Annotated in this window: 25 protein-coding genes and 1 tRNA gene; 13 read left to right on the top strand and 13 right to left on the bottom strand. The window is 70.8% G+C overall.

Going from position 1 to position 22,594, the window contains the following annotated elements; translation table 11 throughout:
* Positions 1-104: 104 nt before the first annotated feature.
* A complete protein-coding gene (locus KV205_RS17165; protein ID WP_265865240.1) occupies positions 105-293 on the top strand; it encodes a hypothetical protein in 189 nt (62 codons plus the stop codon).
* Between the two features lie 33 nt (positions 294-326).
* On the opposite strand, the gene KV205_RS17160 is transcribed toward KV205_RS17165, so the two are convergent.
* The 3 genes from KV205_RS17160 to nth form a co-directional block, all read right to left on the bottom strand.
* Complete coding sequence (locus KV205_RS17160; RefSeq protein ID WP_265865239.1) at positions 327-1,526, bottom strand: MarP family serine protease; 1,200 nt, start codon at positions 1,524-1,526, stop codon at positions 327-329.
* Between the two features lie 48 nt (positions 1,527-1,574).
* Entirely contained in the window at positions 1,575-2,273 is a 699-nt protein-coding gene (locus KV205_RS17155) for a CoA pyrophosphatase (RefSeq protein ID WP_265865238.1), read from the bottom strand.
* Positions 2,274-2,371: 98 nt separating this feature from the next.
* Positions 2,372-3,424, bottom strand: coding sequence for an endonuclease III (gene nth, locus KV205_RS17150; protein WP_374214682.1), 1,053 nt, complete (start codon positions 3,422-3,424; stop codon positions 2,372-2,374).
* Positions 3,425-3,568: 144 nt separating this feature from the next.
* On the opposite strand from nth, the gene KV205_RS17145 reads away from it, so the two are divergent.
* Positions 3,569-4,243 carry a Crp/Fnr family transcriptional regulator gene (locus tag KV205_RS17145; protein WP_046910193.1) on the top strand — a complete coding sequence of 225 codons (675 nt, stop codon included), beginning with the start codon at positions 3,569-3,571 and terminating at the stop codon, positions 4,241-4,243.
* Between the two features lie 140 nt (positions 4,244-4,383).
* Here the strand turns inward: KV205_RS17145 and KV205_RS17140 are convergent, their stop codons facing one another.
* The 5 genes from KV205_RS17140 to KV205_RS17120 form a co-directional block, all read right to left on the bottom strand.
* Positions 4,384-5,268, bottom strand: coding sequence for a prohibitin family protein (locus tag KV205_RS17140; protein ID WP_265865236.1), 885 nt, complete (start codon positions 5,266-5,268; stop codon positions 4,384-4,386).
* Between the two features lie 166 nt (positions 5,269-5,434).
* The gene (locus tag KV205_RS17135; RefSeq protein WP_265865235.1) at positions 5,435-6,265 is read right to left on the bottom strand and encodes an MBL fold metallo-hydrolase; all 831 of its coding nucleotides are present in this window, start codon (positions 6,263-6,265) and stop codon (positions 5,435-5,437) included.
* Positions 6,262-7,263, bottom strand: a complete 1,002-nt coding sequence (locus tag KV205_RS17130; RefSeq protein ID WP_265865234.1) for an NUDIX hydrolase — start codon at positions 7,261-7,263, stop codon at positions 6,262-6,264. Before KV205_RS17130 ends, KV205_RS17135 begins: the two co-directional genes overlap by 4 nt.
* 102 nt (positions 7,264-7,365) lie before the next feature.
* Complete coding sequence (locus tag KV205_RS17125) at positions 7,366-7,842, bottom strand: RidA family protein (RefSeq protein WP_265865233.1); 477 nt, start codon at positions 7,840-7,842, stop codon at positions 7,366-7,368.
* Positions 7,839-8,000, bottom strand: a complete 162-nt coding sequence (locus KV205_RS17120) for a DUF4177 domain-containing protein (RefSeq protein WP_137988514.1) — start codon at positions 7,998-8,000, stop codon at positions 7,839-7,841. The genes KV205_RS17125 and KV205_RS17120 overlap by 4 nt, the downstream gene beginning before the upstream one ends.
* A 144-nt stretch (positions 8,001-8,144) precedes the next feature.
* Between KV205_RS17120 and KV205_RS17115 the strand changes: the two genes are divergently transcribed.
* The gene (locus tag KV205_RS17115) at positions 8,145-9,107 is read left to right on the top strand and encodes an ArsA-related P-loop ATPase (protein ID WP_265865232.1); all 963 of its coding nucleotides are present in this window, start codon (positions 8,145-8,147) and stop codon (positions 9,105-9,107) included.
* Positions 9,108-9,208: 101 nt separating this feature from the next.
* Positions 9,209-10,591, top strand: coding sequence for an ArsA family ATPase (locus tag KV205_RS17110; RefSeq protein WP_274710553.1), 1,383 nt, complete (start codon positions 9,209-9,211; stop codon positions 10,589-10,591).
* Positions 10,592-10,758: 167 nt separating this feature from the next.
* Here KV205_RS17110 and KV205_RS17105 read toward each other — a convergent pair whose 3' ends face one another.
* Positions 10,759-11,103 carry a WhiB family transcriptional regulator gene (locus KV205_RS17105; RefSeq protein WP_046910200.1) on the bottom strand — a complete coding sequence of 115 codons (345 nt, stop codon included), beginning with the start codon at positions 11,101-11,103 and terminating at the stop codon, positions 10,759-10,761.
* Positions 11,104-11,508: 405 nt separating this feature from the next.
* On the opposite strand from KV205_RS17105, the gene KV205_RS17100 reads away from it, so the two are divergent.
* Complete coding sequence (locus KV205_RS17100; protein ID WP_265865230.1) at positions 11,509-13,737, top strand: transglycosylase domain-containing protein; 2,229 nt, start codon at positions 11,509-11,511, stop codon at positions 13,735-13,737.
* Between the two features lie 102 nt (positions 13,738-13,839).
* On the opposite strand, the gene KV205_RS17095 is transcribed toward KV205_RS17100, so the two are convergent.
* Positions 13,840-14,304 carry a GatB/YqeY domain-containing protein gene (locus KV205_RS17095; RefSeq protein WP_265865229.1) on the bottom strand — a complete coding sequence of 155 codons (465 nt, stop codon included), beginning with the start codon at positions 14,302-14,304 and terminating at the stop codon, positions 13,840-13,842.
* Between the two features lie 74 nt (positions 14,305-14,378).
* Here KV205_RS17095 and KV205_RS17090 point away from each other — a divergent pair, with 74 nt between their 5' ends.
* The 3 genes from KV205_RS17090 (at position 14,379) to KV205_RS17080 (ending at position 16,139) form a co-directional block, all read left to right on the top strand.
* The gene (locus tag KV205_RS17090; protein ID WP_265865228.1) at positions 14,379-15,317 is read left to right on the top strand and encodes a metallophosphoesterase; all 939 of its coding nucleotides are present in this window, start codon (positions 14,379-14,381) and stop codon (positions 15,315-15,317) included.
* A gap of 27 nt (positions 15,318-15,344) precedes the next feature.
* Positions 15,345-16,025, top strand: a complete 681-nt coding sequence (locus KV205_RS17085) for a Pr6Pr family membrane protein (RefSeq protein WP_265865227.1) — start codon at positions 15,345-15,347, stop codon at positions 16,023-16,025.
* 40 nt (positions 16,026-16,065) lie between these two features.
* Positions 16,066-16,139: transfer RNA gene (locus tag KV205_RS17080), tRNA-Pro, on the top strand.
* A 497-nt stretch (positions 16,140-16,636) separates the two neighbouring features.
* On the opposite strand, the gene KV205_RS17075 is transcribed toward KV205_RS17080, so the two are convergent.
* Entirely contained in the window at positions 16,637-18,010 is a 1,374-nt protein-coding gene (locus KV205_RS17075) for an NAD(P)-binding domain-containing protein (protein ID WP_265865393.1), read from the bottom strand.
* Positions 18,011-18,157: 147 nt separating this feature from the next.
* On the opposite strand from KV205_RS17075, the gene KV205_RS17070 reads away from it, so the two are divergent.
* The 3 genes from KV205_RS17070 to KV205_RS17060 are packed head-to-tail and all read left to right on the top strand — an operon-like array spanning position 18,158 to position 19,428.
* Entirely contained in the window at positions 18,158-18,523 is a 366-nt protein-coding gene (locus KV205_RS17070) for a helix-turn-helix transcriptional regulator (RefSeq protein WP_265865226.1), read from the top strand.
* Positions 18,520-19,023 carry a GNAT family N-acetyltransferase gene (locus tag KV205_RS17065; RefSeq protein ID WP_265865225.1) on the top strand — a complete coding sequence of 168 codons (504 nt, stop codon included), beginning with the start codon at positions 18,520-18,522 and terminating at the stop codon, positions 19,021-19,023. The genes KV205_RS17070 and KV205_RS17065 overlap by 4 nt, the downstream gene beginning before the upstream one ends.
* Positions 19,024-19,065: 42 nt before the next feature.
* Positions 19,066-19,428, top strand: a complete 363-nt coding sequence (locus KV205_RS17060) for a helix-turn-helix transcriptional regulator (protein WP_265865224.1) — start codon at positions 19,066-19,068, stop codon at positions 19,426-19,428.
* A gap of 58 nt (positions 19,429-19,486) precedes the next feature.
* Here the strand turns inward: KV205_RS17060 and arsB are convergent, their stop codons facing one another.
* Both arsB and KV205_RS17050 read right to left on the bottom strand, forming a co-directional pair.
* Entirely contained in the window at positions 19,487-20,593 is a 1,107-nt protein-coding gene (arsB, locus tag KV205_RS17055; RefSeq protein ID WP_274710552.1) for an ACR3 family arsenite efflux transporter, read from the bottom strand.
* The gene (locus KV205_RS17050; protein WP_265865222.1) at positions 20,584-20,892 is read right to left on the bottom strand and encodes a helix-turn-helix transcriptional regulator; all 309 of its coding nucleotides are present in this window, start codon (positions 20,890-20,892) and stop codon (positions 20,584-20,586) included. The genes arsB and KV205_RS17050 overlap by 10 nt, the downstream gene beginning before the upstream one ends.
* A gap of 270 nt (positions 20,893-21,162) precedes the next feature.
* Between KV205_RS17050 and KV205_RS17045 the strand changes: the two genes are divergently transcribed.
* Both KV205_RS17045 and trxB read left to right on the top strand, forming a co-directional pair.
* Positions 21,163-21,579 carry an arsenate reductase ArsC gene (locus tag KV205_RS17045; RefSeq protein ID WP_265865221.1) on the top strand — a complete coding sequence of 139 codons (417 nt, stop codon included), beginning with the start codon at positions 21,163-21,165 and terminating at the stop codon, positions 21,577-21,579.
* A gap of 4 nt (positions 21,580-21,583) precedes the next feature.
* On the top strand, positions 21,584-22,552 hold the full coding sequence (gene trxB / locus KV205_RS17040) for a thioredoxin-disulfide reductase (protein ID WP_265865220.1): 969 nt from the start codon (positions 21,584-21,586) through the stop codon (positions 22,550-22,552).
* Positions 22,553-22,594 lie beyond the last annotated feature (42 nt).

The following is a 22,594-nucleotide window of genomic DNA, read 5'->3' as shown; positions in this document are numbered from 1 at the left end:
GGCGGCGCACAGGGATCCGTCGAACTGCCATGTGCCTCGCGCATACTCCAATTGGCGGGCCCCCGGGCGGTTACCGACCTTGGGCCCCGGGCAGACGTCCGGGTATGGGCTGGACGCACGACTACAGTGACACAGCACGCGACCGCCGCTCGATCGGCGGCGCCGGCGCCCCGGAACGGGGCGGTACGCAGGAGCAGGGCCGTCCGCACCCGGCGGGGGCCGTGGGGATCTCGCGCATCCTCCGCCGCCGGGCCCGCTGGATGTCGGCCCGGCTGCGCCACACCCGTACGTAGCCTCCGGACCGCCGCACGGCCCCGGGGCGGGCCCTAGAGGGCGCAGCCCTGGCTGTCGACCTGCTGGTTGGCCGAGCGGCCGCGGAGGATGTCGTCACGGATCTCGTCGACCGTCAGCGCGTAACCGGTGTTGGCGTCGTCGAGGGAGCGGGCGAAGATCACGCCGTACACCTTGCCGTCGGCGGTGAGCAGCGGTCCACCGGAGTTGCCCTGACGGACCGTCGCATACAGCGAGTACACGTCCCTGCGCACCTCGCCGCGGTGGTAGATGTCGGGGCCTTCGGCGGCGATGCGGCCGCGGACGCGGGCGGAGCGCACGTCGTAGGCGCCGTTCTCCGGGAAGCCGGCGACGATGGCGTTGTCGCCGCTGCGCGCGTCCTGGTCGGTGAACTGCAGCGGGCGGGCCTGGAGATCGGGCACGTCGAGGACGGCGATGTCGCGCTTCCAGTCGTAGAGCACGACCTTGGCGTCGTGGAGCTTGCCCTCACCGCCTATCTGGACGGTCGGCTCGTCGACGCCGCCGACGACATGGGCGTTGGTCATGACCCGGCGCTCGGCGAAGACGAAGCCGGTGCCTTCGAGGACCTTGCCGCAGCTGGGGGCGGTGCCGACGACCTTGACGATGGAGTCCTGGGCGCGGGCGGCGACCGGGCTGCCGGCGAGCGCCGGGTCGGGCGGCAGGACCTCGGTGATGGGCTCGTTGGAGAACGGGCTGAAGACCTGCGGGAAGCCGTTCTGGGCGAGCGCCGAGGTGAAGTCGGAGAACCAGCCGGGCGCCTGATCCGGCATCACCTGGTCGACTCCGAGGAGCACCTTGGAGCCGCGGACCTCCTTGCCCAGGGTGGGCATCGCGGTGCCGGCGAGCGCGGAGCCGATGAGCCAGGCGACGAGCAGCATCGCGACCACGTTGACCAGGGCGCCGCCGGTGGCGTCCAGGACGCGGGCGGGCGTCCGGGTGATGTGCCGGCGCAGCTTGCTGCCGAGGTGGGTGGTGAAGGCCTGGCCGACGGAGGCGCTGATGATCACCACCATCACGAAGATCACCGTCGCGGTCGTCGAGACCTCGCTGTGGTCGGTCAGCTGGTTCCAGAGGGCCGGCAGCAGCAGAACGGCGACGAGACCGCCGCCGAGGAAACCGATCACCGAGAGGATGCCGACGACGAATCCCTGGCGGTAGCCGATGATCGCGAACCAGACGGCGGCGAGCAGCAGCAGAATGTCCAGCACGTTCACCGTCAGTAGCCTCGCAGATTCGTCATCGATCGCCCCGGGGCCAGCCTGTCATGACCTCCAGTCGAGCGGGACCCGCTTCGACCGGTCCCAGGGCCGCTCCCAGCCTGCGAAATGCAGGATCCGGTCGATCACTCCTGCGGTAAATCCCCAGACCAGGGCCGATTCGACGAGGAATGCGGGGCCTTCGTGGCCGAGCGGATGGACGGCCAGGGCGCGGTTGGCGGGGTCCGTGAGATCCGCCACGGGCACGGTGAAGACCCGGGCGGTCTCGGCGGGGTCGACGACCCCGACCGGGCTGGGGGTCCGCCACCAGCCGAGGACGGGCGTCACGACGAATCCGCTCACCGGGATGTAGAGCCGGGGCAGCACGCCGAAGAGCTGGACGCCGGCCGGATCGAGGCCGGTCTCCTCGCGGGCCTCGCGCAGCGCGGCCCGGAGCAGCCCGCCGTCGGCCGGGTCGCCGTCCTCGGGGTCGAGGGCGCCGCCGGGGAAGGAGGGCTGGCCCGCGTGCGAGCGGAGGGTGCCGGAGCGCTCCATGAGGAGCAGCTCGGGGCCGCGCGCGCCCTCGCCGAAGAGGACGAGCACGGCGGACTGCCGCCCCGCGCCGTCCGCGGGCGGCAGGAAGCGGCTCAGCTGCTCCGGCTCGACCGTGCGGGCGGCGTGGTCGACCGGCGCGAGCCAGTCGGGCAGCCCCGCTCTGCTGAGCAGGCCGCCCGAGCCCTGGAGCCCTTCACCAGTGCGCGTCATAGGCACCCCCGTGTCTCATCCCGTGTTTCACAACGCGGTCGGCGTCCCGGTTCGTTCCCGGGCTCAGTGCTCGGTGCTCAGGGCCCAGGGCTCCGGCCTCAGGCCTCAGGGCTCAGGGCTTCGGAGTTCGCGCCCAGCGGGGGCGCGGGGAGGCCCGGGTAGTCCGGCGGCGGGTTGAGCCGCTGGCCCGGGAAGCCGCCCTTCTCGTACTTCAGCAGCTTGCGCGCCTTCTCCGGATCGGTCTCGCCCTCGCCGTACGAGGGGCAGAGGTGGGTGATCGGGCAGGCGCCGCACGCGGGCTTGCGGGCGTGGCAGATGCGGCGCCCGTGGAAGATCACCCGGTGCGAGAGCATCGTCCACTCGCTCTTCGGGAAGATCGCGGCGACCTCGGCCTCGATCTTCACCGGGTCGTCGGACTCGGTCCACTTCCAGCGCCGGGCGAGGCGCATGAAGTGGGTGTCCACGGTGATGCCGGGCACTCCGAAGGCGTTGCCGAGGACGACGAAGGCCGTCTTCCGGCCGACGCCGGGCAGCTTGACCAGGTCGTCCAGGCGGCCGGGCACCTCGCCGCCGAAGTCGTCCCTGAGGGCCGCGGCAAGGCCCATGATCGACTTGGTCTTGGCGCGGAAGAAGCCGGTCGGCCGGATCAGCTCCTCGACCTCCTCGGGCACGGCGGCGGCCAGGTCCTCGGGCGTCGGGTACTTCGCGAAGAGCGCGGGCGTCGTCTGGTTGACCCGCAGGTCCGTGGTCTGAGCGGAGAGGACCGTGGCGACGAGCAGCTCGAAGGGGTTCGTGAAGTCGAGCTCGGGATGCGCGTACGGATAGACCTCCGCCAGTTCCCGGTTGATCTTCCGGGCCCGCCGGACCATGGCGAGGTGCGACTCGGGCTTGGCGGCCTTCTTGGCGCCGGGCTTGCCGACGCTGGACTTGTCGGCGCCGGGCTTCTTGGGCGTGGCCTTCTTGGGCGTGGCCTTCTTGGCGGCCGCCTTTGCCTCGGCCGCCGCCGGTTTGTCGGGTCCTCCCGACCCACCGCCGGGGCGATTTGTCGGTTTCGTCTGTTTCGACACTCCGTGTTCGCCCACAGCGGAATTGGCTTCGTCCCGCACTCTTCCAGCCCCCTTGGCCTGTGCTCTCACCGGCGAGTTGGACACCCGGCCAGCCTAGGGGCCGCCGCCGACATCCGCCCCGCGCGCCCCCGATCACGACCCAATCGGGCCCCTGACGTACGGAAAGGCGGTCCGGTGCGTCAAACTTGTTGTGATTGATCGCACTGAGGTCGACATAGGAGAGAACTCGTGGACGACGTTCTGCGGCGCGCCCCGCTGTTCGCGGCGCTCGACGACGAGCAGGCCGCTGAGCTGCGCGCCTCGATGAGTGAGGCGACGCTGGCCCGAGGCGACGCACTCTTCCACGAGGGCGACCCGGGCGACCGGCTCTACGTGGTCACCGAAGGCAAGGTGAAGCTGCACCGCACCTCGCCCGACGGCCGCGAGAACATGCTGGCCGTCCTCGGCCCCGGCGAGCTGATCGGCGAGCTGTCCCTGTTCGACCCGGGCCCGCGCACCGCCACCGCGACCGCGCTGACCGAGGTCAAGCTGCTCGGCCTCGGCCACGGCGACCTCCAGCCCTGGCTGAACGCCCGGCCCGAGGTGGCCAGCGCCCTGCTGCGCGCCGTCGCCCGCCGGCTGCGCAAGACCAACGACCAGATGTCCGACCTGGTCTTCTCCGACGTGCCGGGCCGGGTCGCCCGCGCGCTCCTCGACCTGTCGCGCCGCTTCGGCGTGCAGTCCGAGGAGGGCATCCACGTCGTCCACGACCTCACCCAGGAGGAGCTGGCCCAGCTGGTCGGCGCCTCCCGCGAGACGGTCAACAAGGCGCTCGCCGACTTCGCCCAGCGCGGCTGGCTGCGCCTGGAGGCCCGCGCGGTGATCCTGCTCGACGTGGAGCGCCTCGCGAAGCGCTCGCGCTGAGCACCACCCCGTGCGTACGAGAAGGGGGCCGCCCGGTCGAACCGGGCGGCCTCCTTCTCATGTCTCGTCTCGTGCCTCGTCTCGTTCCTCGTCTCGCGGATATCTCGTGGATACCGGCGCTATCTACTCGTGAGCAGTGATCAGCGCTTCGTGCCGTCCACGATCAGCGGGTTCGAACCGCCGCTGCCGCAGGGCACCGCGTAGACCGGGTTCTTCGCCGCGGCCTCCTTGTAGGCCTCGATGCACTGGTTCGTGAGGACCTTGTCGGTCAGCGAGTCGTTGAGGATCTTGTTGGCGCGGGCGATGCCCTCCGCCTCGATACGGCGCCGGTCGGCCTCCGCCTTGGCCGTACGGGAGGCCTCCAGGGCCCGCTCGGTGGCCTGCTGCTGCTGGATCTTGCGGTCGATCTGGTCCTGCAGGGCCTGCGAGGGCTTCACGTTGCGCAGGTTCACGGTGGTGACGTCGATGCCGCGCGGGGCGAGCCGCTCCTTGATGAGGCGGGCGATCTCCGCGTTGATCTTCTCGCGGTCGGAGGCGTAGCCCTGCTCGCTCGAGTAGCGGGCGAAGACGTTGCGGACGATCTCGCGGCTGTCCGGGTAGACCAGGCGCTGCTGGATGGCGTCCTCGCTGCCGGCCAGCTTGTAGAGCTCGACCGCCTTGGACGGGTGGACCGCCCACTTCACGGTGACCTCGGCGTACATCACGCCGCCCTGCGAGGAGCGGACCTCGACCACGTCCTTGTCGGAGAGGTTGAGGTCGACGGGGCGGGTGGAGAAGGTCGTGACGTTGGTGAACGGCGACTTCATGTGCATGCCGGAGGTCATCGGCGTACCGACCTTGCCGAACGCGACCGGGACGCCGACCTCGTACGCGCTGATCACGTACGTCATGCTCGCGATCAGCGAGAACAGGCCGGCGAGCAGGGCGCCGACGGCGCCGAGCTTCAGGCCGCGGGTGTCGTTCACGCGGCCGACGATGTAGAGCACCACCGCCGTGATGACCAGCAGGATGGCTATGACGAACACGGGCTTCCCCCCGAGAGCTACGGCCAGATATAAGCGGAGCGTAAGACACTCGGGGGAGCCCAAAGGTTCCGGGGCCGGGGCCAAGGGCCAAGGGACCGGGGTGGGGGCCGGGGCCGGATGGCGAGGGCATGCGGACCGGCCGCCCGGTGCGTCCCCGCCCCGCGCCTCAGCTCAGGCCGCGCTCCCGCAGATAGTCCAGCTGCGCCCGCACGGAGAGCTCGGCGGCCGGCCACAGGGAGCGGTCGACGTCCGCGTAGACGTGGGCCACGACCTCCGGGGCGGTCCGCAGGCCGCTCTCGACGGCCGCCTCGACCTGGGCGAGCCGGTTCGCGCGGTGGGCGAGGTAGAACTCCACGGCCCCCTGCGCGTCCTCCAGGACCGGCCCGTGCCCGGGCAGGACCGTGTGCACCCCGTCGTCGACGGTGAGCGAGCGCAGCCGCCGCAGGGAGTCCAGGTACTCGCCGAGCCGCCCGTCCGGGTGGGCCACGATCGTCGTGCCCCGGCCCAGGATCGTGTCACCGGTCAGCACGGCCCGGTCGGCCGGGAGGTGGAAGGAGAGCGAGTCGGAGGTGTGGCCGGGGGTGGCCAAGACGCGGAGTTCGAGCCCGCCCGTGGTGATCACGTCGCCCTCCCCGAGACCCTCGTCGCCGAGCCGGAGCGCCGGGTCGAGCGCCCGCACCGTGGTGCGGGTCAGCTCGGCGAAGCGCGCCGCGCCCTCGGCGTGGTCGGGGTGCCCGTGGGTGAGCAGGGTGAGGCCGATCCGCTTGCCGAGCTTCTCGGCGGTGGCGACGACGTGGCGCAGGTGCCCCTCGTCGAGCGGCCCGGGATCGATGACGACGGCGAGGTCGGAGTCCGGCTCGGCGACGATCCAGGTGTTGGTGCCGTCCAGGGTCATCGCGGACGGGTTCGGCGCGAGGACGTTGACGGCGCGGGCGGTCGCGGGCCCGGAGACGACGGCGCCGCGCGGCTGCCCGGGGAGGGTGTGGGCGTGGCTCATATCGAGCCTCCTTCCCGCCCGGTGGGCCGCCCGGCGGGCCGGTCGGCGGTCCCGTCAGTGGCGCCGCCCCCGGCGGTGGGGATGTGCTTCGTGAATTCATCGTGCCCCGGCCAGCTCAGGATCACCTCATCGCCCTCCAGGCGGGCCTGCGCGAGAACCGGGGTCATGTCCTGGTCGGCCGCCGCGGCCAGGGCGCCGGCGGCGCTCCCGTACGGTTCGAGGGCGCGGAGGGTCGAGATGGTCGGCGGCATCATCGTGAGCTCGCCCCGGTCGTAACCGGCGGCGGCGTCGGCCGGGCGGATCCACACGGTCCGGTCGGCCTCGGTGGAGGCGTTCCGGGTGCGCTGGCCGGCCGGGAGGGCGGCGACGAAGAACCAGGTGTCGTAGCGCCGCGGCTCGAACTCGGGGGTGATCCAGCGCGCCCAGGCGCCGAGCAGGTCCGAGCGCAGCACCAGCCCGCGCCGGTCGAGGAAGTCCGCGAAGGACAGCTCGCGGGCGACCAGCGCCGCCCGGTCCTTCTCCCAGTCCTCGCCGGTCGTGTCGCCGACGACCGTGTCCGGGGTCTCCCCGGCGAGCAGGACGCCCGCCTCCTCGTACGTCTCGCGCACGGCGGCGCAGACCACGGCCTGCGCCTGCGCGGCGTCCGGGAGGCCGAGGCGGGCCGCCCACTCCTCGCGGGCGGGGCCGGCCCAGCGCACCGGGTGCTCGTCGCGCGGGTCGACGCCGCCGCCGGGGTAGGCGTACGCGCCGCCCGCGAAGGCCATGGAGGCGCGCCGGCGCAGCATGTGGACCAGCGGGCCGTCGGCGCCGTCCTTCAGGAGCAGCACGGTGGCGGCCCGCCGGGGCGTCGCGGGGACCAGCTCACCGGCGGCGAGGGCACGGATGCGGTCGGGCCACTCCGCCGGGTACCACTGCCCGTTCGTCTGACCGCTCGACTGACCGCTCGGCTGCCCACCGGGCTGCCCACTCGACTGACCGTTCGTCTGACCATTCGGCATGGCCGGATGCTATGCGCAAGCATCGGAATGCACGAGAGCCGATCCCCTCCGGGTGGGAGGGAACCGGCTCCGGGCGGCGCGTCGGCAGCCTGTGTACGGGCCTCAGGCCGACTCGAGCTCCACCTGGACCTCGACCTCGACGGGGGCGTCCAGCGGGAGGACCGTGACGCCGACGGCGCTGCGGGCGTGCACGCCCTTGTCGCCGAGGACGGCGCCGAGCAGCTCGCTGGCGCCGTTGATGACGCCGGGCTGGCCGGTGAAGTCGGGGGCGGAGGCGACGAAGCCGACCACCTTCACGACCCGCTTGATCCGGTCCAGGTCACCGGCGACCGACTTCACGGCCGCGAGCGCGTTGAGCGCGCAGGTGGCGGCGAGCTCCTTGGCCTCCTCGGCCGTGACCTCGGCGCCGACCTTGCCGGTCACCGGGAGCTTGCCGGCCACCATCGGGAGCTGGCCCGAGGTGTAGACGTACACGCCGGACTGCACGGCCGGCTGGTAGGCCGCGATCGGCGGGACGACCTCGGGCAGCGTCAGGCCCAGCTCGGCGATCTTCGCCTCGACGGCTCCGGCCCCGCTCACGAGGTCTTCTCCCGCTTCAGGTAGGCCACGAGCTGCTCGGGGTTGTTCGGGCCGGGCACGACCTGGACGAGCTCCCAGCCGTCCTCGCCCCAGGTGTCAAGAATCTGCTTCGTCGCGTGCACCAGCAGCGGCACAGTCGCGTACTCCCACTTGGTCATGAGCCGACTGTAGCCGCTGCGCGGGGGCGGGCCGCCGAGCCGGCCCCCGGGGTGACCCCTAGGTGATCGGGGGGGCGTGTTCGGGGGGCGCGTCCGGGGCGACCCTCTGATTGGGGCGGGCCGCCAGTGGTTAGGCTCGAAGACGTGAGCAGGCTCCAGGTCGTCAGCGGCAAGGGCGGTACCGGTAAGACGACGGTGGCCGCGGCACTCGCGCTCGCCCTCGCCACGGAGGGCAAGCGGACCCTCCTGGTCGAGGTGGAGGGCAGACAGGGCATCGCGCAACTCTTCGAGACGGAGGCGTTGCCGTACGAGGAGCGCAAGATCGCCGTCGCGCCGGGCGGCGGCGAGGTGTTCGCGCTGGCCATCGACGCCGAGCGGGCCCTCCTCGACTACCTCCAGATGTTCTACAAACTGGGCAGCGCGGGCCGGGCGCTGAAGAAGCTCGGGGCGATCGACTTCGCGACGACGATAGCGCCGGGCGTGCGGGACGTGCTGCTCACCGGGAAGGCCTGCGAGGCGGTCCGCCGCCGCGAGAAGGCCGGCGGCTTCACGTACGACTACGTGGTGATGGACGCGCCGCCGACCGGCCGCATCACCCGCTTCCTCAATGTCAACGACGAGGTGGCGGGCCTGGCGAGGATCGGCCCGATACACAATCAGGCCCAGGCGATCATGCGCTTCCTGAAGTCCCCGGACACCGCGGTGCACCTGGTGACCCTCCTGGAGGAGATGCCGGTCCAGGAGACCGCCGACGGCATCGCGGAGCTGCGCGCCGCCGAACTGCCGGTGGGCCGCGTGGTGGTGAACATGGTCCGCCCGCACGTCCTCGACGAGGCGGCGGTACGGGCCGCCTCCGGCGCCCACCGCGACGCCATCGCCGGCACGCTGGCGTCCGTCGGCGTCAAGGGCGGCACCAGGCTGGTCGAGCCGCTCCTGGAGCAGGCCGCCGAGCACGCCCAGCGGGTGGAGCTGGAGCGGGCGCAGCGGGAGACCCTGGACGGCATCGGCGTCCCGTCGTACGAACTGCCCTTCCTGGGGGACGGGGCGGACATCGCCGGCCTGTACCGGCTGGCGAAGGAGCTGCGCAGACAAGGGGTGGGCGCGTGACGCAGGCCACGCAGAGCGGGCAGAGCAGGCAGGGCACGCAGGGTACCGCCGGGGCAGACGGGGCAGACGGGGCTCCGGCGGTTCCGGCGGTTGCGGCCGGTCTGGACAGCGTGTCCGTCCTGGACCTGGATCCGCTGATCGACGATCCGGCGACGCGCATCATCGTGTGCTGCGGCGCGGGCGGGGTCGGCAAGACGACGACGGCGGCGGCGCTGGGCGTGCGGGCGGCGGAGCGCGGCCGGCGGGTCGTGGTGCTCACCATCGACCCGGCGCGGCGGCTGGCCCAGTCGATGGGCATCGACTCGCTGGACAACGTGCCGCGCAAGGTGGACGGCATCAAGGGCTGCGACGGCGGCGAACTGCACGCCATGATGCTCGACATGAAGCGGACCTTCGACGAGATCGTCGAGGCGCACGCGGACGCCGACCGGGCCCGGGCGATCCTGGAGAACCCCTTCTACCAGTCCCTGTCGGCCGGTTTCGCCGGTACGCAGGAGTACATGGCGATGGAGAAGCTGGGCCAGCTCCGGGCCAAGGACGAGTGGGACCTGATCGTGGTCGACACGCCGCCGTCGCGGTCGGCGCTCGACTTCCTGGACGCGCCGAAGCGGCTCGGTTCCTTCCTCGACGGCACGTTCATCAAGCTGCTGATGGCGCCGGCGAAGGTGGGCGGCCGGGCGGGGATGAAGTTCCTCAACGTCGGCATGTCGATGATGACGGGGACGCTGGGGAAGCTGCTCGGGGGTCAGTTCCTGAAGGACGTGCAGACCTTCGTGGCGGCGATGGACACGATGTTCGGCGGTTTCCGGACCCGCGCGGACGCCACGTACCGACTGCTCCAGGCTCCGGGCACGGCCTTCCTCGTGGTCGCCACCCCGGAGCGGGACGCGCTGCGCGAGGCGGCGTACTTCGTGGAGCGGCTGGCCGCGGAGGAGATGCCGCTCGCGGGGATCGTCCTCAACCGGGTCCATGGCAGCGGCGCCGCCCGGCTGTCGGCCGAGCGGGCGCGGGCCGCCGCAGAAAATCTTGACGAGGGGCGCATTGTGGATCAGGGCGCCGGGAAACCTAGTGGGCGTGGCTCCCGGGCCACCTCTCCCGAGTCTTCCGAGTCTCCCGAGCCGTCAGATCCCGCTGCGCACCCCACCGCAGAGCTTGCCGAACACCTCGCCACCGCCGCCGCTGTCACCACCAGCACCACGGGCACCACCGGCACCACCCGCACCGCAGGTTCCACAGGTTCCGAGTCCGAGGCTGCCCCCACAGCCGGAGCGGACCCGGATGTTCAGCAACTGACCGCAGGACTGCTCCGTCTCCATGCCGAGCGGATGCAGGTGCTCGCACGCGAGCAACGCACGCGCGACCGCTTCACCGCGCTCCACCCCGAGGTGGCGGTTGCCGAAGTGGCCGCCCTGCCCGGCGATGTGCACGACCTCGACGGGCTGCGGGCCATCGGTGAGCGCCTGGCGGTCGGCCGTATGCCCTGACGGGCACGCCGACCGGCACCACGGCCGACCCGGTCGCCCGATCGCACCGCCGGTGCGGCACCGGGCGGCAGGCTCTCCAGACCCTCGGGCCCAGGCCTGCGAAGCCACTCGGCGGGCCTGCGAAAGGCCAGTGCCCGTCAACCAGGCGGCCCAGGCGGCCCAGCCGCCTAGCCCACCGCCGCGTACGTCTCGTACGTCGCGTCGTCGTCCATCGCCACGGGCAGCAGGCCCGCTCCCCGCTCGTACTCGGTGCGCGCGGTCTCCAGGAGCCGGCGCCACGAGGTGACGGTCGGCCGGCGGCGCAGCAGGGCGCGCCGTTCGCGCTCCGTCATGCCGCCCCACACGCCGAATTCCACGCGGTTGTCGAGGGCGTCGGCGAGGCACTCGGTCCGCACCGGACATCCGGTGCACACCGCCTTCGCCCTGTTCTGCGCCGCGCCCTGCACGAAAAGTTCATCCGGATCGGTAGTGCGGCAGGCCGCCTGCGCACTCCAGTCAGCTACCCAGCCCATACCGGCGCCGTCCTCTCCCGAATCGAGGCTCCCCCACGGCGGTAGCGGCATATTCACCGCTGCCAGTTGGGACGTTACGGAAGGTGGGGACAGCGCAACACCCCCTTCGGGCCCAATCTTGAATGGCCCGAACGGACTATGCGTGCCCGGCAGATCACCCAGGGGAGTGACGCCAGGACATAATAGCCATACCGGACATGAGCCGGATTCAGGCATGAAGTCACCGCGCTTCGGGGACGCGGGAATTCCTGCCGATGCCACGCACTGGTCTTGCGCGGATCTCGCACGGGGCGTGCACGGGGCATGCACGGGTCTTGATGCGGGACCGCACTGCTGTGACAGTTGTGAGCAGCTTAGGCCAAGGCATATACGTGTGTCCGGCGAATGAGAACGTAGGCTGCCCCCATGGCAAAGAAGCGCTCGGGCGGAGGTCTGACCGGGACCCAGCAGGCCGCCAAGTTCCTCGGGGTCAGTGTGCTCTCCGGAGCCGTGCTGGCAGGCATCGCCCTGCCCGCGGCCGGAGCACTGGGGCTGGCGGCCAAGGGCACGGTCGAAGGGTTCGACGAAATCCCGTCCAACCTGAAGACGCCGCCACTGAGTCAGCGCACCACGATCCTCGACTCAGAGGGCGGCCACATCGCCACCGTGTACTCGCGCGACCGGCAGGTCGTGCCGATCGACAAGATCTCGCCGTACATGCAGAAGGCGATCGTCGCCATCGAGGACTCGCGGTTCTACGAGCACGGCGCGATCGACCTCAAGGGCGTGCTGCGCGCCATCAACCGCAACGCGCAGTCGGGCGGGGTCGCGCAGGGCGCGTCCACGCTCACCCAGCAGTACGTGAAGAACGTCTTCGTCGAGGAGGCCGGTGACGACCCCGAGAAGGTCGCCCAGGCCACCCAGCAGACGATGGGCCGCAAGGTGCGCGAGCTGAAGTTCGCGATCCAGGTCGAGGAGGAGCTCGGCAAGAAGAAGATCCTGGAGAACTACCTCAACATCACGTTCTTCGGGCAGCAGGCGTACGGCATCGAGGCCGCCTCGCAGCGCTACTTCTCCAAGCACGCCGCCGACCTGACCCTCGCCGAGTCCGCCATGATGGCCGGCCTGGTGCAGTCGCCGAGCCGCTACGACCCGGTCAACGACCTCCAGGAGGCGACCAAGCGGCGCAACACCGTCCTCCAGCGCATGGCCGACGTCAAGGACATCAGCCAGGCGGAGGCCGACAAGGCGAAGGCCACGCCGATCAAGCTGAAGGTGAAGTCGCCGAAGAACGGCTGCATCACCGCCGTCGACGGCTCCGGCTTCTTCTGCGACTACGTCCGCAAGACGATCCTCAGCGACCCGGTCTTCGGCAAGACGGTCGAGGAGCGCCAGAAGCTGTGGAACCTGGGCGGTCTCACCATCAAGACCACCCTCTCGCCGCGCGCCCAGGAGGCGGCGAACGAGGCCGCCATCGCCAAGGTCGACAAGGACGACCCGGTCGCCGCCGCGGTGGTCCAGGTCCAGCCCGGCACCGGCAAGATCCTCTCGATGGGTCAGTCCCGCCCGTACGGCCTCGACCAGAAGCTGCACCAGACGACCCTCAACCTCTCCGTCGGCAAGAAGATGGGCGGCACCACCTACGGCTTCCAGGTCGGTTCGACCTTCAAGCCGATCACGGCCGCCGCCGCGCTGGAGAAGGGCCTCAGCCCCGCGCAGAGCTTCGACGACCCGACGGAGATCACCCTCTCGGAGCGGGACTACACCCGCTGCGACGGAAAGCCGTCCGGCTACGCCAACTGGAAGGTCGGCAACGAGCTCAAGTCGGAAAAGGGCATGTACGACATGACCAGTGCCCTCGGCAAGTCCATCAACACGTACTTCGCCCGCCTCGAGCAGATGGCCGGCCTCTGCGAGACGCTGACGATGGCGAAGAAGGTCGGCTACGAGCGCGAGCTGGGCAAGCCCATCGTGCAGAGCCCGTCCGCGACCCTGGGCGCAGTCGAGAGCACCCCGCTCGACATGGCCTCGGTCTACGCGACCTTCGCCAACCGCGGCACGTACTGCACCCCGATCGCCATCGAGTCGATCACGACGGCGGCCGGCCAGAAGCTCAAGGTCCCGCAGACCGAGTGCTCCAAGGCGATGAGCGACCGCACCGCCGACATGGTCAACCAGATGCTGAAGGGCGTCGTCGAGGACGGCACCGGCACCAAGGCCGGTCTGAGCGACCGCGACAACGCGGGCAAGACGGGTACGACCAACGACCGCAAGGACGCCTGGTTCGTCGGCTACACGCCGAACCTGTCCACGGCGGTGTGGGTCGGCGACGACATCGGCGAGAAGAAGTCGATGTACGACATCACCATCGGCGGCCAGTACTACGACAAGGTCTGCGGTGGCTGCCTCCCCGGCCCGATCTGGCGGATCGCGATGACCGGCGCCCTGAACGCCGGCGAGACCCCCTCCTTCGTCCCGATCAACATCCCGCGCGGTGCGCAGCCGGGCGACAAGGACAAGCCGAAGCCCGGCGACGACAACAAGCCGGGCGGCGGCCCGAACCCGGGCACCACCCTGCCGGGCGGGATCGTCCTCCCGCCGGACCTGATCGGCGGCACCAGCGGCAAGCCCGGCCACGGCCGCGGCGGGAACTAGTCCCGCCACAGGAACAGGCGCAGGAACAGCAGCAGCGACGAAGGCGCCCCTCCCGATCCGTTCGGGAGGGGCGCCTTCTTGTGTACGACGTCCTGTGGGCGGTCAGCCCGCGAGCAGCTTCTTCACGGCGGCGGCCACGCGGCCGCCCTCCGCCTGCCCGGCGACCTTCGGGTTCACGATCTTCATCACGGCGCCCATCGCGCGCGGCCCCTCGGCGCCCGCGGCCTTCGCCTCCGCGACGGCGGCGGCCACGACGGCCTCCAGCTCCTCGTCGCTCAGCTGCTTCGGCAGGTACGCGTCGAGGACCTCGCCCTCGGCCAGCTCACGCGCGGCGGACTCGGCACGACCGCCCTGGGTGAAGGCGTCGGCGGCCTCGCGGCGCTTCTTCGCCTCCTTGGCGATCACCTTCTGCACCTCGTCCTCGGAGAGCTCGCGCTTGGTCTTGCCCGCGACCTCCTCCTTGTTGATCGCGGCGATGGTCATCCGCAGGGTCGAGGAGCGCAGCTCGTCGCGTCCCTTGATCGCGGCGGTGAGGTCGTCCTGAAGCTTGGCCTTGAGCGTGGTCATGGGGTCAAGTGTGGCAGGTGCCGGGCCTCGACCGCCCGCGCATTTCGGCTCATCGGGTCTGCGACGATAAGGGGATGCGCGCACGGTACGGGATCCCCCTGAAGATCACGGCAGGCCTCACGGCGACGGCGGCGGCCGGCCTCGTCTACGCGGCGGGCTTCGAGGCCCGCTCCTTCCGACTGCGCCGGGTGACCATCCCGGTGCTCCCCCGGGGCATGCGCGACCTGCGGGTCCTCCAGGTCTCCGACATCCACATGGTCAGCGGCCAGCGCAAGAAGCGCGCCTGGCTCCAGTCGCTCGCCGGGCTGCGTCCCGACTTCGTCGTGAACACCGGCGACAACCTCTCCGACACCGAGGCGGTGCCGGAGGTGCTCGACGCGCTGGGTCCGCTGATGGAGTTCCCCGGTGTGTACGTCTTCGGCTCCAACGACTACTACGGGCCGCGGCTGCGCAACCCCGCGCTCTACCTGAAGGAGAAGGTGCAGGGCAAGCACGGCCTCAACGGCAACCCGCCGGTGGTCGGCGCCGTCCACAACCCCTGGGAGGGCCTGCGGGACGCGTTCGACGCGGCGGGCTGGGTGAACCTCACCAACACCCGCGGCCGGCTCAAGCTGCCCGACCTGGACCTCGCCTTCACCGGCGTCGACGACCCGCACATCAAGCGGGACCGGTACGAGCGGGTGGCCGGCGGCCCCGACCAGGACGCCGACTTCTCGATGGGCGTCGTCCACGCCCCGTACCTGCGGGCCCTGGACGCCTTCACCGCGGACGGCTACGACCTGCTCCTGGCCGGCCACACGCACGGCGGGCAGCTGTGCGTCCCCTTCTACGGCGCCCTGGTCACCAACTGCGACCTCGACACCGACCGCGTGAAGGGCCTGTCCACCCACACGGCCGGCGGCCACACCTCCTACCTGCACGTCTCGGCCGGCTGCGGCACCAACCGCTACACCCCGGTCCGCTTCGCCTGCCCGCCCGAGGCGACGCTGCTCACCCTGACGGCGCGCGGGTAGCCGTACGTGTAGCCGTACGGTGCCCCCATGCCGTACGTGACCTCACTCCTCCGCGGGCTGATCGCCCTGGCCGCCGCGACGGGCATCGTGATCGAGTGCGTCGAGGGCAGCCCCCTCGTCGTCTTCTCCTTCTTCACCATCTGGTCGAACACCGCGGTCGCCGCCGTCCTCGGCCTGGGCGCCGTACGGGCCTGGCGGCGCCTGCCGCCGCCGGCCCCGCTGTGGACGGGCGGGGTGCTGCTCTGCATCTCGGTGGTCGGCCTCGTCTTCCACCTGGTCCTGGACAACCCGGCGAGCCCCTTCAACCAGGCCGCCGAGATCGCCCGCCTCTCCGGCCCCCGGGCGGTCGCCAACCAGCTCCTCCACACGGTGACCCCGCTCGGCGTACTCCTCGACTGGCTGCTCCTCACCCCGCCGGGCACCCTCCGCCGGCGCCACGCCGCCCAGTGGCTCGCCGCCCCCGCCGCCTACCTGCTCTTCGCCCTGACCCGCGGCGCCCTGCTCCCCCCGGACACCCCGACCCGCTACACGTACCCCTTCCTCGACGTCACCGCCCACGGCTATGCCGGCGTCCTCACCAACGCCCTGGTGCTCGCCCTGGCCTTCTACGCCCTGGGCCTCGCCCTGGTCACGGCAGACCGCTTCCGACCTGCGGTGGCGGGCCGCGTAAACCGGATTTCGTCTCTGGGCGCGGGTGGGCTAAAGTAAGCGATGTCGCCGCGACGGAGAAAGACCAGAGCAGCGACATCGGGGTGTAGCGCAGCTTGGCAGCGCGCTTCGTTCGGGACGAAGAGGTCGTGGGTTCAAATCCCGCCACCCCGACAGCCGCAAGACCAGGTCAGGGGCTTGATCCGAGACATCGGATCAGGCCCCTGAGTGGTTTTCTGGGCACCTTGGGAGCCGTGTGGGAGCCGACTTCAGGATCCGGCTCCCAGAGCGGGTCCGACGCCGTCGGCAGCGGGGCCTGCGCTCGGCATCGGGGGCCTTCCGCCGAGCCCGCTCCACCGCCACGTAGCGCGCGACCGATTTCCGCGTTCCCCTCCCTCGGGAGCAATCCGGGAGAAGATCCCGATCGGCTTTCCGCCAGAGGGGACCAGTGCACATGACCGACCAGCACAACCGGACCTGCGGGCGACCGACCCGTTCGGGGAGTCCCTGCAAGATCCGGATATCGGGGTCGGACGTGGCGTGCGGCACGCATACAAGCAGACGCGTCAACTGCGCAACGGAGTCGCCCTCGGCGAACGGCCGCACCACGACCGGTTCACGGCTGCCAAGCCGTATCGACCTGCGCGCTGGGCCCCGGGTGGTCAGGTCGGTCACGATCCGCAGGACGGCGCCTGGGTGTTGGTGCCGAGCTGGATGAGGGCCGGGGCGGGGGCGCAGCAGCCGCCGCCGTCGGACTGGTTGTCGGTGTCGGGCTGGTCGAAGAGGCCGGATCCGCCGCAGACTCCGGTTTCGGGCAGGACGAGTTCGACGCGTTCGGCGGACTCGTGGTCGCCGGCGATGGAGGCGACCACGGAGCGGACCTGCTCGTAGCCGGTGAGGGCGAGGAAGGTCGGGGCGCGGCCGTAGGACTTCATGCCGACGAGGTAGACGTCTTCCTCCGGGTGGGAGAGCTCCTTCACGCCGTGCGGGTAGACGGTGCCGCAGGAGTGCTGGTTGGGGTCGATCAGCGGAGCGAGTTCGACCGGGGCCTGAAGGCGCTCGTCCAGGCCGAGGCGCAGCTCGTCGAGGAAGGACAGGTCGGGGCGGAAGCCGGTGAGGACGATGACCTCGTCGACCGTTTCGAGCCGTCGGCCGTCCTCGGCCACCAGCACGAGCTGGTCGCCGTCGCGCTCGATCGCCTCCGTACGGAAGCCGGTGACGGCGTCGGCGTGGCCCTCGTCGACGGCGGCCTTGGCGGCAAGCCCGAGGGCGCCGCGGGCGGGCAGCTGGTCGGCGGTGCCACCGCCGAAGGTGGAGCCGGAGATGCCACGGCGCAGGATCCATACCGCCTTGGTCCCCTCGCCGTCCTCGGCCCGGGCCAGGTCCGCGAGCGAGGTGAGCGCGTTGAACGCGGAGGCGCCGGAGCCGATCACTGCGGTGCGCTTGCCCGCGAAACGGGAGCGAACGACCGGGTCCTTGAGGTCGGGGACGCGGTAGGTGACGCGGTCGGCGGCGGCCTTCTCGCCCAGGGCCGGCAGGCCGGAGGCGCCGGCCGGGCTCGGGGTGGACCAGGTGCCGGAGGCGTCGATCACGGCACGGGCGAAAAGTCGCTCTTCGCGTCCGTCGGCGTGGGCGACGTGGACGACGAAGGGCTGGGTCTCCCGGTCGGCGTCGACGATCCGGTCGCGGCCGGAGCGGGAGACGCCGGTGACCGTGGCGCCGAAGCGGACCTTGTCGCCGAGGACGTCGGCCAGCGGCTGGAGGTACTTCTCCGCCCAGTCGCCGCCGGTCGGGTACGTCTTCGCGTCGGGCTTCACCCAGCCGGTGGGGGCCAGGAGCTTCTCGGCGGCCTGGTCTGTGATCTCGCCCCAGGTGGAGAACAGCCGGACGTGCGACCACTCGCGCACCGCCGCGCCGGCGACCGGCCCGGCCTCCAGGACCAGCGGTTCGAGCCCGCGCTCGACGAGGTGGGCGGCTGCGGCCAGGCCGGCAGGCCCGGCGCCGATCACGAGGACAGGCAGCTGGTCGGTGACGGTGGCGTTCACGACGTTCCCCTCTCTATTTCGACATCTGTCGATGTATTGCTCGGCCAGCATGACACCTGAATTGACATGCGTCAACATAGACATTCATCGAAGTTGCCTGGTAACCCCGCCCCCCTCTACTGGTTCGACATGTGTCAACATAGACACATGTCGAATAGCACCGAGTTCCCGCTGATCCAGCCTGAGGCCGCCGCCCCTTGCTGCCCGCCGCTGAACGAGCGCCCGCTGACCTCCGAGGAGGCCGAGCGGACCGCGAAGATGTTCGACGCGCTGGGCAACCCGATCCGCCTGCGCCTGTTCTCGGCGGTCGCCTCCCACGAGGGCGGCGAGGCGTGCGTGTGCGACATCTCCGACGTGGGCGTGTCGGGGCCGACCGTGTCGCACCACCTGAAGAAGCTGAAGGAGGCCGGCCTGCTCTCCTCCGAGCGACGCGGCACCTGGGTGCACTACCGGGTCGAGCCGGCCGTACTCGCGGCGATGGGGCAGCTGCTCACCAAGGCAGCCGCCGCGTGACCGCCTCCACCGCGGCCGTCGTACCCCTCGCGGCGGAGCACGCCGAGCAGGTCCTGGCGATCTACCAGGCCGGGATCGACGAGGGCAACGCCACTTTCGAGACCGCCGCTCCCACCTGGGAGCGGTTCGACGCCGCCAGACTGCCCAGGCACCGCTTCGCCGCCGTCGACGAGACCGGCCGTGTGCACGGCTGGGTCGCCGCGAGCAAGGTCTCCGAGCGGGCCGCGTACGCGGGTGTGGTCGAGCACTCCGTCTACGTACACCCCGACGCGCGCGGGCGGGGCGTCGCCGCGTCCCTGCTCAAGGCGCTGATCGACTCGACGGAGGCGGCCGGGATCTGGACGATCCAGTCCGGAATCTTCCCCGAGAACGCCGCCAGCCTCGCCGTCCACCAGCGGGCCGGCTTCCGGATCATCGGCACCCGCGAACGCATCGCACTGCACCACGGCCGCTGGCGCGACACCGTGCTCGTCGAACGCCGCAGCCCTCACATCGCCTGACGCCACGGCGCCGCCTGATTCGATGTATGTCAACATAGGGGAATGCCGAACTCCCCCAGGCTTCCATTGCCCCGGGTCGAGGCCGAGCTCTCCGCCACGCCCCTGAACGAGCGCCCCCTGACCGCAGACGAGGCCGAGCGGACCGCGAAGGCGTTCCACGTCCTCGCCCATCCGATCCGCCTCCAGCTCCTGTCCACGATCGCCTCGTACGAGGAGGGGCAGCCGTGCGTCTGCGCCATCTCCGACGTGGGCGTGTCGGGGCCGACCGTGTCGCACCACCTGAAGAAGCTCAAGGAGGCCGGCCTGCTCTCCTCCGAGCGACGCGGCACCTGGGTCTACTACCGCTTCGAACCCGCCGTGCTCGCCGCCATGGGCCGCCTGCTGATCAAGGCCGCCTCGGAATGACCGCGCCGGCCGCGCCCGCCGGAAGGAGCGGGACGGCCGGGAGCGCACGGCACCGCGTCTACCGCCGCGTGGGCACGTGGGCCGGGGCGGCGAACTTCCTGCGCCAGGCCAGCGACACGTAGACGAGCGCGACCAGGACGGGGACCTCGATGAGCGGGCCGACGACGCCGGACAGGGCCTGACCGCTGGTGACGCCGAAGGTGGCGATGGCGACGGCGATGGCGAGCTCGAAGTTGTTGCCGGCGGCGGTGAAGGCGAGGGTGGCGGTGCGGTCGTAGTGCAGGCCGATCGCCTTGCCGAGGGCGAAGGTGCCGAACCACATCACGGCGAAGTACACGAGGAGCGGAAGCGCAATGCGGGCCACGTCGAGGGGCTGCGAGGTGATCGTCTTCCCCTGTAGAGCGAAGAGGATGACGATCGTGAACAGCAGCCCGTACAGCGCCCACGGCCCGATCTTCGGCAGGAACTTCACCTCGTAGGACTCGCGGCCGAGCCTCTTCTCGCCGATGCGGCGGGTGAGGAAGCCGGCGAGCAGCGGGATGCCGAGGAAGATGACGACGTTGAGGGCGATCTTCCACATGGAGATGTCGAGGGTCTCACCCTCGCCGAGGCCCAGCCACCCGGGCAGGATGTCGAGGTAGAACCAGCCCAGCAGGCCGAAGGCCAGGACCTGGAAGACGCTGTTGAGGGCGACGAGGACGGCGGCGGCCTCGCGGTCTCCGCAGGCGAGGTCGTTCCAGATGATCACCATGGCGATGCAGCGGGCGAGGCCCACGATGATCAGGCCGGTGCGGTACTCGGGCAGGTCCGCCAGGAAGATCCAGGCAAGGGCGAACATGACCGCGGGCCCGAGGGCCCAGTTGATCACCAGCGACGAGACCATCAGCTTGCGGTCGCCGGTGACGGCGTCGAGCTTGTCGTAGCGGACCTTCGCGAGCACCGGGTACATCATGATCAGCAGGCCGACCGCGATCGGCAGCGAGACACCGCCGACCTCGACCTTCGCCAGGGCATCATTCAGGCCCGGAATCAGCCGGCCGAGGCCCAGGCCGAGCGCCATGGCGAGCAGGATCCAGACGGCGAGGAAGCGGTCGAGCGTCGACAGCTTCGCGACCACCGACTGTTCTTCGGCAGCGGTCACGGGAGCGGGTGGAGTCACGGACAGGCCCTCTTGTTCTCGGCGGCGTTACGGGCGGACTCGGCCAGCTCGGCCAACTGGCCGGCGAGCTGCTCGATGACGTCCGGCTTGAGCCGGTAATACGTGAACCGGCCGCAGGGCTCGGTCTCGACGACCCCGGCCTCGCGCAGGACTCTCAGGTGGTTGGAGAGGTTGGTCTGCTTGGCGCCGGTCTCCTCCACGAGGTGGGTGGTGCACAGCGTCTCGCGGGCTAGCAGGGTCACGATCCGGAGGCGCAGGGGGTCGCCCAGCACCCGAATCAGATCAGTGTCGACTGACGTCATCATGGACTGATACTCTCACATCAGTCGACACTGACACCAGTTCGTACTGACATCTTGGGCTGACTTATGGCCGTCGAAGGAGGCCCCTGCCATGACCGCCTCCTCGCAGCCGGCCGCCTGCGGCCATCACGGCCCGGCCGGACCGTTACCCGACCTGCCGGACACCGGCATCGCCGTGCGTCCGCAGCAGCCTCGACACCCGCGTCACCGCACTGCCATGCCACCGGCCTCGGCACGTGACCCCTTGCACGACCGCACCAAAGGAACGCCCTCATGCCTGCCTCGCTCGCCTCCGTCCTGTTCGTCTGCGTCCACAACGCCGGCCGTTCCCAGATGGCCGCCGGATTCCTCTCCGACCGCGCCGGCGACCGCATCGAGGTCCGCTCCGCGGGCTCCCTCCCCGCCGATCAGATCAACCCGGCCGCCGTGGAAGCCATGGCCGAACTCGGCATCGACATCGCCGGCCAGGCCCCCAAGATCCTCACCACCGAGGCCGTCCAAGCGTCCGACTACGTCATCACCATGGGCTGCGGCGACGCCTGCCCGATCTTCCCCGGCAAGAAGTACCTCAACTGGGAGCTGGAAGACCCCGACGGCAAGAGCGTCGAGGCCGTCCGTCCCATCCGCGACGAGATCAAGACCCGCATCGAGTCCCTGATCGCCGAGATCGACGCCACGCAGGAGGCATGACCCCGTGACCGACACCCCCGCCGCCACCGACGACGTCCGCGAGGTCATCGTCATAGGCTCCGGCCCCGCCGGATACACCGCCGCGCTCTACACGGCCCGCGCCCAGCTCAAGCCGCTGCTCTTCGGCAGCTCGATCTTCGTCGGCGGCTCGCTCACCACGACCACCGAGGTCGAGAACTTCCCCGGCTTCCCGACCGGCATCGACGGCCCCGACCTCATGGACAACATGCGGGCCCAGGCCGAGAAGTTCGGCGCCGAGATGATCGACGACGACATCGTCGAGGTGGACCTCACCGGCGACATCAAGCGGCTGACCGACTCCGCCGGCACCGTCCACCGCGCGAGGACCGTGATCATCGCCACCGGCTCCGGCTACCGCAAGCTCGGCCTCCCCAAGGAGGACGAACTGTCCGGCCGCGGGGTGTCCTGGTGCGCCACCTGCGACGGGTTCTTCTTCCGCGACCGCGACATCGTCGTGGTCGGCGGCGGCGACACCGCCATGGAGGAAGCCACCTTCCTCACCCGCTTCGCCCGCTCCGTCACCGTCGTCCACCGCCGCTCCACCCTGCGCGCCTCCCAGGTCATGCAGAACCGCGCGTTCGCCGACGACAAGATCTCCTTCGCCTTCGACAGCGAGATCGCCGAACTCAAGGAAGAGAACGGCATGCTCGCCGGCGTCGTCCTCCGCGATGTCATCACCGGCAAGACCCGCGACCTCGACGCCACCGGCCTGTTCATCGCCATCGGCCACGACCCGCGCACCGAACTCTTCACCAGCCAGATCGACCTCGACAGCGAGGGCTACATCAAGGTGGAGTCCCCCTCGACGCGCACAAACCTCCCCGGTGTCTTCGCCGCCGGCGACGTCGTCGACCACACCTACCGCCAGGCCATCACCGCCGCCGCCAGCGGCTGCCAGGCCGCCCTCGACACCGAACGCCACCTGGCGGCGCTGGCGCACACCGGCCGGTGACGATCCGGACCGAACGTCATTCGGGACGAAGAGGTCGTGGGT

This window comes from Streptomyces sp. SKN60 (assembly GCF_026236535.1).
In the GTDB taxonomy this organism is placed as follows: Bacteria; Actinomycetota; Actinomycetes; order Streptomycetales; family Streptomycetaceae; genus Streptomyces.
The sequence above is the reverse complement of the archived record's forward strand: the minus strand, read 5'-3'. Positions and strand labels throughout refer to the sequence as shown.